The organism is Pseudomonas sp. DF11 (genome assembly GCF_058148565.1).
This window is the reverse complement of record NZ_JBYVYN010000005.1, coordinates 275,398-286,536: the sequence shown is the minus strand read 5'-3', so window position 1 is coordinate 286,536 and position 11,139 is coordinate 275,398. Positions and strand designations below refer to the sequence as shown.

Sequence of the window (11,139 nt, the reverse complement as noted above, 5' to 3'; positions counted from 1 at the left end):
AACACTATGAACGCAAAAGTCTGGCTGGTGGGTGCGGGTCCCGGTGACCCCGAACTGTTGACCCTCAAAGCTGTGCGCGCCCTGGGCGAGGCCGACGTGGTGTTGATCGACGATCTGGTCAATACCGCAGTGCTGGAGCACTGCCCCAATGCGCGCATCATTGCCGTAGGCAAGCGCGGCGGCTGCCGTTCCACGCCCCAGGCGTTCATTCATCGATTGATGCTGCGTTATGCCCGCCAGGGCAAATGCGTGGTACGCCTCAAGGGCGGCGACCCGTGCATCTTCGGTCGCGGCGGTGAAGAAGCCCAATGGCTGCGCGAGCATGGCGTCGAGGTGGAACTGGTCAATGGCATCACCGCCGGCCTCGCAGGGGCGACCCAGTGCGATATTCCACTGACGCTGCGCGGGATTGCCCGGGGCGTGACGCTGGTGACGGCCCACACTCAGGATGGCAGCAGCCTGAACTGGCAAGCCTTGGCGCAAAGTGGCACGACATTGGTGGTGTACATGGGCGTGGCGAAACTGAGCGAGATTCGTGAGCAACTGCTGGCCGGTGGCCTGGCGGCGGACACGCCCGTGGCCATGATCGAAAACGCCTCCCTGCCCCACCAGCGTGATTGCCGCAGCGACCTGGCCTCGATGGAAGCCGATGCCAGCGCCTTTCAACTCAAGAGCCCGGCGATCCTGGTGATTGGTGCGGTGGCAGGCGCTGCCGAACGTGCGGGGTCGCAGCCTGCGTGGGTCCAGGCTTCGGCGCTGTAACAAAATTGAAGATCACCACAGAACGAATGTGGGAGCGGGCTTGCTCGCGAAGGCGGTGTGTCAGGCACATGATCGTAACTGACACACCGCCTTCGCGAGCAAGCCCGCTCCCACAGTTTTTTTGTTTTAACCGAACACTTTGTGGCAGCCCACCGCTCTTTTCATAAATCCCAGGCAAAGAAAAGCCCGGCCTAGGCCGGGCTTTTCCAAAGCTGTGGGCTAATTACTTAGCTTGGGCTTCAACCTGCGCTTCTACGCGACGGTTAACTGCACGACCAGCTTCAGTGGCGTTGTCAGCCACTGGGCGGGATTCGCCGTAACCAACAGAGTTAACGCGGGACGATTCAACACCGTACTGGTTGGTCAGAACTTGCTTAACGGCGTTTGCACGACGCTCAGACAGTTTCTGGTTGTAAGCGTCAGGACCGACGGAGTCAGTGTGACCTTCAACAGTAGTGGTGGTGGATGGGTACTGCTTCATGAAGTCAGCCAGGTTCTTGATGTCGCCGTAGCTGTTAGGCTTGACGACCGACTTGTCGAAGTCGAACTTGACGTCCAGCTCAACACGAACGACTTCAGCAACAGCCGGGCAGCCATCAGCGTCAACAGTTACGTTGGCTGGGGTGTCAGGGCACTTGTCGACGTTGTCGCAGACGCCATCGTTGTCGCTGTCGGAGCAGACTTCAGCCGGAGCTGGAACTGGAGCAGCGGCAGGCTTGGAACCGCCACCGAAGTTCACACCGATACCGACGCTTGGAGCCCACTCGGTGTCGCCCTGGTCGATGTTGTACTGAGCTTCAACGCCAGCACGGGCGTAGAAGTTCTCGGTGAAGTACAGCTTGGCACCGCCGCCAACGTTGGCGAAGGTGGAACGGTTACGACCGTTGCTGCCATTCTGGTCGATGCTCTGGTCCGAGAAACCGGCAGAGACGTAAGGACGCAGCATGTCGCCTGGGTTGTTGAAGTGGTACAGAGCGTCCAGAGCGGTGTTGGCGCCTTTGACGTTGGTGCCGTCGTCAGTACGGGCGTTGTGCACTTCGTCATAGGCCAGACGCAGTTCAACGTCGTCGGTCAGGAAGTAACCAACCGAACCGCCGAACAGGTTGCCGTTGTTCTTGAAGTTACGAGCGCTGTCGAATTGTTCTTTCTTGGCGAAGCCTTCGATTTCAACTGCGCCTTGGCCTTGTGCCAGAGCGCCGAACGAAGTGGCAGCAATCAGAGAACCAATGGCAAAGCCCAAGGTGTTTTTCAGTTTCATCCGTTAAATCCCCATCTGGTGATTGTGAAGCAGTCCCGCAAACCGGGGGACAACTCGGCGGCAAGTCTATCAGAACTTGCCTACACGTAAGAGATATTTGCGCCGAACTAAGTTTCAGCAATGCCCGCAAATTTCTCACGCAATTTGTCTAGAGCGCGCTTGTAACGCATTTTTGTCGCGCTCAAACCCATGTGCATTATGTCTGCGATCTCCTGGAATTCCAGCTCTGCGACAAATCGTAGCACCAGAATCTCCCGATCGATCGGGTTTACATGGACCAGCCAGCGATCGAGTCCACCCTTTTCCTCGGGCTTGGGCGCCTTATCTTCAGACGCTTCCTCGAGAGGGTCCAGGCTCAACGCGTCCATCAAGCGACGCTTTCGCCGTTCCTTGCGATACTGCGTGATGCATTCATTGTACGTGATGCTGTAGAGCCAGGTCTTGAACTTCGATTTCCCCTCGAAGTTCTTCAGGCCATACAGCACCTTCAACATCACCTCCTGACAGACATCATCAGCGTCGCGATCGTTCCCGAGATAGCGTGCACAAACGTTAAATAATGTCCTCTGGTAACGGCGCATCAATTCTTCGTAAGCACGCGTTACGTGGAATAACTCCGTATGCGCGCGTGCGACCAACTCCTCATCGGAGAGATCACGGGGGTCATAGCGCGTGGATAGCGATTGGGGTTTGTTCAAAACAAGTCGGGCCGACAGTCTAGGTCAATGTGCGCCGCAGCCTGCGGTATCGGGCATTTTGCGGCGGCATACATTAGCAGGGTTTGCCGGGTTAGCGGCTACTCACATGCTGTTCCAGCAGGATCCGATTGGAAAGCGACACCAGCTCGCCCTCCTCGGTCAGCAATGTGGTCTTCACCGTGCCGATCTCTTCGATCTGGCCTTCGACCTCGCCAACACGCACTTGTTGCCCAACCTCGTACAATTCACGCACATAGATTCCCGCCAGGATCTGACCGGCGATTTCACGACTTCCCAATCCCATTGCCAGCGCAATCGCCAGACCAACGGTAATCAATACGATCACGATCACGTGGTTGAGCAGGTCAGTCTTGACCTCCAACTGGCTGATCGCCACCGAAATACTGATGATGATCACCAGGCCCTGGGCAATTCGCCCCACGCCAGCGGCGTAGTCCAGCCCAACGCCCTCGGCCGCGCCGCGCACCAGCCCGTTGGCCAGTTGCGCCAGCAGAACGCCGACCAGCAACACCAGCGCGGCACCAAAAACCTTCGGCAAATACAGCGCAAGCATATCGAGCGTAGCCGAAACTCGCTCGAGGCCAAGGGATTCTGCAGCGGAAACCAGGAAAATCAGCAGTACGAACCAATACACGATCTTGCCGACCAGGGTCGAGATCGGTACCTGGATGCCGCCACGGGACAACAGTTTGGTCAGGCCGGTGCCGCCCATCAGGCGGTCGAGACCCAGTTTGGCGAGCAGCTTGGACAGCAGCGTGTCCAGCAGCTTGGCCACGACAAAACCCAGCAACAGCACCACCAGGGCGCCGAACAGGTTCGGGATGAAGTTAGCCACCTTGGTCCACAACGCAGTCATTGCCGTGACGAGGCTCTGGGTCCAGAGATCAAGTTCCATATTCAATCAGCCTTATCAGCGGTGCGAGTAACAGGTTTACGGCGGGAAACCGGCGAGACATGGGCCGATCCGTTATTCAGAGCGATCATCAGCGCGGGCAACCAGCGGCCCAGCAGGCTGAACAGATCGCCCGCACCGACCTGGCGGTTGGCGGTTTTCAGTACACGTCCCAGGCACGCATCATCGTCCCGGCTGGACGGCGAAGCCTTGAGCATGTCGCGCAAAGACTGTTCAAACGGATCGTGCATACGCACCTCTCGTGATGTCTGTGGAAGACGCGATCAAATTTCGTCGGGTCACATGAAACCCATCACACCCAGCGCAAGCGGCGGAACAACCACCACTGCCCGAGCGCCACGCAGATCATCAACAGGCAGGCAATCATGAAACCGTAGGGGCTTTCGGAAAACGGAATGCCACCGACATTGATGCCCAGAAGGCCGGTGAGAAAACTCATCGGCAGGAAAATCCCGGTGACGATGCCGAAGCGGTACATGGTGCGGTTCATGCGCACCGAAAGGCGCCGGTCTTCGGCCTCCAGCACAAGCCCCACGCGCTCTCGGGTCAGTTCCAGCTCCTCGAGATAACGGGTCAGGCTGTTGTTCAATTCGTTCCAATAGTCGCCGTCATCGTCGAAAAACCACGGCAGCTTGAGTCGCGTCATCTGGCCGAAGATGTCCCGCTGTGGTGCCAGGAAGCGCTTGAGTCCGGCGGCCCGTCGGCGGATGTGCAAAATGGCGTCGTGCTCCGGGGTATACCGTTCGTCGGTATCAAGTTTTTCTTCTTCGCCATCGACGATTTCGGAGAGGCAGGTGACCAGGTCCTGCACCTTATTGGTGAGGTATTGCGCCATATAAAGGATGAGTTCGGACGCGGTCTTCGGGCCCTTGCCCTCGGCCAGTTGCGCCAACAGCTCATCGGTGGCGCGCAACGGACGCAGGCGCAGCGAGATCACCCGCTGGGCGGACGCGAAGATCCGCACCGAAACCATGTCTTCCGGCTCGGCGCCCGGGTTGAGGTTGATGCCTCGAAGAAACAGCAGCAACTCGGCGTTGGGCAATGGCAACAGGCGTGGCCGAGTGTTCTCCTCGAGCAGCAGATCGCAGTTGAATTCGCTCAAACCGCTGGATTTGCGCAGCCAGGTGTGGGTTTGCGGATGACTGCGATCCCAGTGCAGCCACAGGCTTTCATGGGCCTGCAACTGCAAATCGTCGAGTTCGGTCCGGGCTATGGAACGCGCGCCGCCTTTACCGTCCAGCACCAGGGCATGCACCAGCCCCCATTGCGCGTTTTCTTCCTCGAACATCCTCATCCCTTATGGCAGTGGTGCTTCATTCAGGCATTTTCAGCGGGCTAGGCGAGACGATCACGCCGTTGTTGTCCGCGTAGACATACTCGCCTGGACGAAACGTCACGCCGGCAAAAGTCACCGGCACATTGAGTTCGCCGACGCCACGCCGGTCGGTTTTCATCGGGTGGCTGGCCAGGGCCTGGACCCCAAGGTCCGTCTGGGCGATAACGTCTACGTCGCGGATGCAACCGTAGATCACCAGCCCTTCCCAGCCATTTTTCGCGGCTTTTTCCGCCAGCATGTCCCCCAGCAGCGCCCGACGCAGGGAGCCGCCGCCGTCGACGACCAGCACCTTGCCGTTGCCCTCGAGTTCAACCTGCTCCTTGACCCGCGAGTTGTCTTCGAAGCACTTGACGGTCACGATTTCGCCGCCGAAGGAGTCGCGGCCACCGAAATTGCTGAACATCGGCTCCAACACCTGCACCAGTTCCGGGTAGGCGTCGCACAGGTCGGGCGTGAGGTAATGGTTCATCGAACAACTCCTGAAAGGCTGGAACGTCGGACTGAATGAGCAACCGTTTGTGACTGGAACCGCGTCAAGCGTCATATCTTAGCCGCAAGCCGACCAGAGCGAAATGCCCATGTCAGAGCCTTTCTCTCAAACTGCCTCGGCCAGGGCGGGCAGACTTTCCAGCAACGGCGCCTGCTGATCTTGCAGCCAACGGGCTACCAGAGGCCAGACCTCAGCCTGTGCCGCCTTGCTGACCAGCATCTCGACGTGGCCGAAATCGCCCTTGAAACCCTGCGCCTGGCCCAGGCAGACAAACTGCTTGTGCTCGGAACCGATCTGCTCGAAGAGTTTGCGGCAGGCCCAGGTCGGGTCCTGGTGATCGCCCGCAGCACTCACCGCCAGCACCGGCACCTGCACATCGGCCAATCCGGCCCACCAGTTCTTCTCGGCATCGCCGAACCGTCCGAACAGGCCGTACCAGCGCATGCTTTCCAGCGCCAGGCCGATGGGCTCGTCCTCGGGGCCGCGCTTGAGCCTTGAACCGGACAACTGGGCAAAGCGCTTGAGGATGAACCGGCCGCTCCACTCTACCGGCGGGATCTTCAACGGCCAGTAGGTGCGACTGACCTGGGTGCCGAAAAACGCCGCCGAAGCCACCGCAGGTTCGCCCAGGTAATGACCGCCCAAGGCTGCCGCGAGGGTAATGCCGCCCAAGGAATGACCGATCCAGTGGGGCACTTGCCCGCTCTGCTCACGCACGAAGGCACCGATGGCCGGCAAGTCGTAACGGGCATAGTCGGCCACCCGGTTGTTGCGATAGGCCTGGTTGCGCTGGGATAACCCATGGCCGCGCATCTCGGGGATCCAGACATCGAAACCCAGGCGTGCCAGGTAGGCCCCCAGCCCCAGGCCCTTGGGCGAATACCAGAAGCGCCGATTGGAAAAACTGCCGTGCAACAGGATCACCGGGACGCCACGGGTTTCGCTGGCGTCGGCCATGCCCAGCCGGGTGACGGCCAGTTCGACGCTGGCGTCGGGGCTGTTGCCAGGTTTCAAGCGGTAGACATCTTCGCTCAGATCACCGCGCCGCTCGGCGCTGATCAGGGCGACAGGAAAGAGGTTGCTGCTGCTTTGCATAATGCTCTTGCACAAAAAAGGGCGGCATCCATGAGGAGCCCGCCCTACTTCAATCAAAAGGGACCGGGGTGTATAGCCGCGGACCTGTGGGAGCGAGCCTGCTCGCGATAGCAGAGTGTCAGCCGAGACTAATCTTGCTGATCCAACGCTATCGCGAGCAGGCTCGCTCCCACAAGGTCGCCCGGCTTACATTACCGGTGAGGCCCCTTCACTCAATCAGACCGCAGCCTGTCCCTCAGCCAGGAAGAACCAGGTTTCCAGCACAGAGTCCGGGTTCAACGAAACGCTTTCAATGCCCTGCTCCATCAGCCATTTGGCCAGGTCCGGGTGGTCCGAAGGGCCCTGGCCGCAGATGCCGATGTACTTGCCGGCCTTGTTGCAGGCGGCAATGGCGTTGGCCAGCAGCTTCTTGACCGCCGGGTTACGCTCGTCGAACAGATGGGCGATGATCCCGGAGTCGCGGTCCAGGCCCAGGGTCAATTGGGTCAGGTCGTTGGAACCGATGGAGAAACCGTCGAAGAACTCGAGAAATTCTTCCGCCAGGATCGCGTTGGACGGCAGCTCGCACATCATGATCACGCGCAGGCCATTGTCGCCACGGGCCAGGCCGTTTTCCGCCAGCAGGTCGACGACCTGGCTCGCTTCGCCCAGGGTCCGGACGAACGGCACCATGATCTCGACGTTGGTCAGGCCCATCTCGTTACGCACGCGCTTGAGGGCACGGCATTCGAGCTCGAAGCAGTCGCGGAACGATTCGCTGATGTAGCGCGAAGCACCACGGAAGCCCAGCATCGGGTTTTCTTCTTCCGGCTCGTAGAGCTTGCCGCCGATGAGGTTGGCGTATTCGTTGGACTTGAAGTCCGACAGGCGCACGATGACCTTTTTCGGCCAGAACGCCGCCGCCAGGGTGCTGATGCCTTCCACCAGCTTCTCGACATAGAAGCCGACCGGATCGTTGTAACCGGCGATGCGCTTGTCGACGCTGTCCTTGATTTCCTGCGGCAGGCCGTCGTAGTTCAGCAATGCCTTGGGGTGCACGCCGATCATGCGGTTGATGATGAACTCCAGGCGGGCCAGGCCCACGCCCGCGTTCGGCAACTGTGCGAAGTCAAAGGCACGGTCCGGGTTGCCGACGTTCATCATGATCTTGAACGGCAGGTCCGGCATGGCGTCCACGGAGTTCTTCTTGATGTCGAAGCCTAGTTCGCCTTCGAAAATGTAGCCGGTATCGCCTTCAGCGCAGGAAACGGTCACGCCCTGGCCATCCTTGAGCAATTCGGTGGCGTTGCCGCAACCCACCACTGCCGGGATACCCAGTTCACGGGCAATGATCGCCGCGTGGCAGGTACGACCACCACGGTTGGTGACGATGGCGCTGGCGCGCTTCATCACCGGTTCCCAATCCGGGTCGGTCATGTCGGAAACCAGTACGTCACCGGCCTGGACCTTGTCCATTTCCGAGACGTCCTTGATGATCCGCACCTTGCCGGCGCCGATGCGCTGGCCGATGGCACGGCCTTCCACCAGCACGGTGCCGGTTTCCTTGAGCAGGTAGCGCTCCATGACGTTGGCCTGGGTGCGGCTCTTCACGGTTTCCGGGCGGGCCTGCACGATGTACAGCTTGCCGTCGTCACCGTCCTTGGCCCACTCGATGTCCATCGGGCACTTGTAGTGCTTCTCGATGATCATCGCCTGCTTGGCCAGCTCGCTGACTTCGGCGTCGGTCAGGCAGAAACGCGCGCGTTCGGCCTTGTCCACGTCGACGGTCTTGACCGAGCGACCGGCCTTGGCTTCGTCGCCATAGATCATCTTGATGGCCTTGCTGCCCAGGTTGCGCCGCAGGATGGCCGGGCGGCCGGCTTCCAGCGTGCCTTTGTGGACGTAGAACTCATCCGGGTTCACGGCGCCCTGCACGACGGTTTCACCCAGGCCATAGGCGCCGGTGATGAACACCACGTCACGGAAGCCCGACTCGGTGTCGAGGGTGAACATCACGCCGGCGGTGCCGGTTTCGGAGCGGACCATGCGCTGCACACCGGCGGACAGGGCAACCAGCTTGTGGTCGAAGCCCTGGTGCACGCGGTAGGAAATGGCACGGTCGTTGAAAAGGGAAGCGAAGACTTCCTTGGCGGCACGGATGACATTTTCCACGCCACGAATGTTCAGGAAGGTTTCCTGCTGGCCGGCGAAGGAGGCATCCGGCAGGTCTTCGGCGGTGGCCGAGGAACGCACGGCGACAGCGACATCCGGATTGCCTTCGGACAACTTGGCGAACGCGGTGCGGATCTCGGTATTCAGTTTCTCGGGGAACTCGGCTTCCATGATCCATTGGCGGATCTGGGCACCGGTCTTGGCCAAGGCATTGACGTCATCGACGTCCAGGGCATCGAGCGCATCGTGAATCTGCTTGTTCAGGCCGCTCAGTTCCAGGAAATCACGATAAGCCTGGGCGGTCGTGGCGAAGCCACCTGGCACCGATACGCCGGCACCGGCGAGGTTGCTGATCATCTCGCCCAGGGATGCGTTCTTGCCCCCCACATGCTCCACATCATGGACGCCGAGCTTATCGAGGGAAACTACGTACTCTACCAAGGTGATCTCTCCACTAACTGTGTTGGAAAAGCTCAAGGTACCGACGGCTCCAGGGGAGCGCTTGCCGGCGATATGGCCTGGACCTGGAAAATAAGTGAGAATGCGGGCCACTGGCGGCCGGCAAATCGCGCCTATCATATCCAAGAATCGTCACTAGCTCACTAGCTTAAGGCCCAAGGCGCAAATGAAACGATCTGCTTTCTTTATCTCCGACGGCACCGGCATCACGGCCGAAACGCTAGGTCAAAGCCTGTTGGCGCAATTCGAAAACATTACCTTCACCAAAGTGACACGTCCGTACATCGACAACGTCGACAAGGCGCGGGCCATGGTACAGCAAATCAATAAAGCCGCCGAAAACGACGGTTTTCGCCCGATCATCTTCGATACCATCGTCAATCAGGACATCCGTGAGATTCTCGCAACGTCCAATGGTTTCATGATCGACATTTTTTCCACCTTCCTGGCCCCCCTGGAACAGGAACTGAGCGAGCATTCGTCCTACTCGGTCGGCAAGTCCCATTCCATTGGCCACAACTCCAATTACATGGAGCGGATCGAGGCGGTCAATTTCGCGCTGGACAATGATGACGGCGCACGCACGCATTATTACGACAAGGCCGACCTGATCCTAGTGGGCGTGTCGCGCTGTGGTAAGACACCGACGTGCCTGTACATGGCGATGCAATTCGGCATCCGCGCGGCCAACTATCCGCTCACCGAAGACGACATGGAGCGCCTGCAACTGCCCAGCGCCCTGCGCGCCCATCAGCACAAGTTGTTCGGCCTGACCATCGACCCGGACCGCCTCACCGCGATCCGCAACGAGCGCAAGCCCAACAGCCGCTATTCGAGCTATGCCCAGTGCGAATTCGAAGTGCGCGAGGTGGAAAACCTGTTCCGGCGGGAGAACATTCCCCATATCAATTCCACGCATTTTTCCGTGGAAGAGATTTCGGCGAAGATCCTGGTGGAGAAAGGGGTGGAGCGGCGGTTCAAGTAAACCGGAGAGTCCCTGTGGGAGCGAGCTTGCTCGCGATTGCGCAGTGTCAGCCGGCATCAATGTTGCTGATCCACCACAATCGCGAGCAGGCTCGCTCCCACAGAAGAACCTGTGGCGTTCCTGGTCAGCGCTTCAACCGCTTGACCAACGCCTGCCCCACCTCCAGCGCCGACGCCGGGTTCTGTCCCGTGATCAATTCACGATCGATCACCACATGGGACGTCCACGGCGAGGTGTTGCTGCTGTAGTGCCCACCCGCCTGCTCCAACGCGGTTTGCGGATAGAACTTCATGCTCCCGCCGCCCAGCAACCCCTTGGCCAACTCTTCTTCCTGATTGCTGATCACCGTCATCTTGTACCCCGCGTAGATCCAGTCGGCCTGGGCCGAGGCCTGGCCATTGGCGGCCAACTGACCAGTGAAGCCCTTGGCGTCGGCCAGGGTCGACAGCAACGCTATCGGCCCGTGGCAAACCAGCGCGGTGGTCTTGCCCTGGGCATGGAAGTGCGTCAGCACCCGCCCCAGCGATGCGCTCGTGAGCAAATCCTGCATCGGTGCATGCCCGCCGGGGATGTATAGGGCGTCGAACTGCTCCAGGCCAATCTGCTCGGCACGGGCCAGGCTGATCACCGGTGAGTTCTTGGTCGACGTGATGTTCAACTGCGCCAGCAACGCCTGGTAGCGCTCCAGTTCCGCCGAGTCGTTATTGAAGTACATCTTGTCCACCGAGGACCGATCCAGCGTCGGCGCCTTGCCCTCGGGCGTCGCGAATGTCACCTGATGACCGGCATCCAGCAACAGTTTCACCGGTTGCAGCAATTCGTTGAGGTAAAACCCGGTGGAGAAGACCTTGCCATTTTTCAGATCCAGATGATCGGAATCGGACAGGACCACCAGCACGTTATCGGCATGGGCCGCGACACTGATGCCTGCCAGAACAACAGATGTTGCCAGGGTCGTGAGCTTTTTCATG

Annotated in this window: 11 protein-coding genes; 2 read left to right on the top strand and 9 right to left on the bottom strand. The window is 59.7% G+C overall.

Annotated elements, in window-relative coordinates; genetic code table 11:
- Positions 1–6: 6 nt before the first annotated feature.
- Complete coding sequence (cobA, locus tag AC30D9_RS17355; protein ID WP_490144451.1) at positions 7–762, top strand: uroporphyrinogen-III C-methyltransferase; 756 nt, start codon at positions 7–9, stop codon at positions 760–762.
- A 223-nt stretch (positions 763–985) separates the two neighbouring features.
- Here the strand turns inward: cobA and AC30D9_RS17350 are convergent, their stop codons facing one another.
- From AC30D9_RS17350 to ppsA, 8 genes are all read right to left on the bottom strand, one after another.
- Positions 986–2,020 carry an OmpA family protein gene (locus AC30D9_RS17350; protein ID WP_134923430.1) on the bottom strand — a complete coding sequence of 345 codons (1,035 nt, stop codon included), beginning with the start codon at positions 2,018–2,020 and terminating at the stop codon, positions 986–988.
- Positions 2,021–2,127: 107 nt separating this feature from the next.
- The gene (sigX, locus tag AC30D9_RS17345; RefSeq protein WP_092197526.1) at positions 2,128–2,718 is read right to left on the bottom strand and encodes an RNA polymerase sigma factor SigX; all 591 of its coding nucleotides are present in this window, start codon (positions 2,716–2,718) and stop codon (positions 2,128–2,130) included.
- A 91-nt stretch (positions 2,719–2,809) separates the two neighbouring features.
- A complete protein-coding gene (locus AC30D9_RS17340; RefSeq protein ID WP_053183230.1) occupies positions 2,810–3,634 on the bottom strand; it encodes a mechanosensitive ion channel family protein in 825 nt (274 codons plus the stop codon).
- A 2-nt stretch (positions 3,635–3,636) separates the two neighbouring features.
- The gene (locus AC30D9_RS17335; protein WP_014337331.1) at positions 3,637–3,882 is read right to left on the bottom strand and encodes a hypothetical protein; all 246 of its coding nucleotides are present in this window, start codon (positions 3,880–3,882) and stop codon (positions 3,637–3,639) included.
- 62 nt (positions 3,883–3,944) lie between these two features.
- On the bottom strand, positions 3,945–4,940 hold the full coding sequence (locus tag AC30D9_RS17330; RefSeq protein ID WP_307571428.1) for a zinc transporter ZntB: 996 nt from the start codon (positions 4,938–4,940) through the stop codon (positions 3,945–3,947).
- Between the two features lie 25 nt (positions 4,941–4,965).
- Positions 4,966–5,457, bottom strand: a complete 492-nt coding sequence (gene rraA / locus AC30D9_RS17325; RefSeq protein WP_134923428.1) for a ribonuclease E activity regulator RraA — start codon at positions 5,455–5,457, stop codon at positions 4,966–4,968.
- A 126-nt stretch (positions 5,458–5,583) separates the two neighbouring features.
- Entirely contained in the window at positions 5,584–6,573 is a 990-nt protein-coding gene (locus AC30D9_RS17320; RefSeq protein ID WP_490144450.1) for an alpha/beta fold hydrolase, read from the bottom strand.
- A 216-nt stretch (positions 6,574–6,789) separates the two neighbouring features.
- Positions 6,790–9,165, bottom strand: coding sequence for a phosphoenolpyruvate synthase (ppsA, locus tag AC30D9_RS17315; protein WP_134923426.1), 2,376 nt, complete (start codon positions 9,163–9,165; stop codon positions 6,790–6,792).
- Positions 9,166–9,349: 184 nt separating this feature from the next.
- Here ppsA and ppsR point away from each other — a divergent pair, with 184 nt between their 5' ends.
- Positions 9,350–10,168, top strand: coding sequence for a posphoenolpyruvate synthetase regulatory kinase/phosphorylase PpsR (gene ppsR, locus AC30D9_RS17310; RefSeq protein ID WP_109751501.1), 819 nt, complete (start codon positions 9,350–9,352; stop codon positions 10,166–10,168).
- Positions 10,169–10,292: 124 nt separating this feature from the next.
- Here the strand turns inward: ppsR and AC30D9_RS17305 are convergent, their stop codons facing one another.
- On the bottom strand, positions 10,293–11,138 hold the full coding sequence (locus AC30D9_RS17305; protein WP_490144449.1) for a type 1 glutamine amidotransferase domain-containing protein: 846 nt from the start codon (positions 11,136–11,138) through the stop codon (positions 10,293–10,295).
- Position 11,139: the final 1 nt, after the last annotated feature.

Excerpts from the sequence above, each read along its gene's own strand:
- cobA (WP_490144451.1), top strand. The coding sequence starts at position 7 with ATGAACGCAAAAGTCTGGCTGGTGGGTGCGGGTCCCGGTGACCCCGAA.
- AC30D9_RS17350 (WP_134923430.1), bottom strand. The coding sequence starts at position 2,020 with ATGAAACTGAAAAACACCTTGGGCTTTGCCATTGGTTCTCTGATTGCT.
- AC30D9_RS17340 (WP_053183230.1), bottom strand. The coding sequence starts at position 3,634 with ATGGAACTTGATCTCTGGACCCAGAGCCTCGTCACGGCAATGACTGCG.
- AC30D9_RS17335 (WP_014337331.1), bottom strand. The coding sequence starts at position 3,882 with ATGCACGATCCGTTTGAACAGTCTTTGCGCGACATGCTCAAGGCTTCG.
- AC30D9_RS17330 (WP_307571428.1), bottom strand. The coding sequence starts at position 4,940 with ATGTTCGAGGAAGAAAACGCGCAATGGGGGCTGGTGCATGCCCTGGTG.
- rraA (WP_134923428.1), bottom strand. The coding sequence starts at position 5,457 with ATGAACCATTACCTCACGCCCGACCTGTGCGACGCCTACCCGGAACTG.
- AC30D9_RS17320 (WP_490144450.1), bottom strand. The coding sequence starts at position 6,573 with ATGCAAAGCAGCAGCAACCTCTTTCCTGTCGCCCTGATCAGCGCCGAG.
- ppsR (WP_109751501.1), top strand. The coding sequence starts at position 9,350 with ATGAAACGATCTGCTTTCTTTATCTCCGACGGCACCGGCATCACGGCC.
- AC30D9_RS17305 (WP_490144449.1), bottom strand. The coding sequence starts at position 11,138 with ATGAAAAAGCTCACGACCCTGGCAACATCTGTTGTTCTGGCAGGCATC.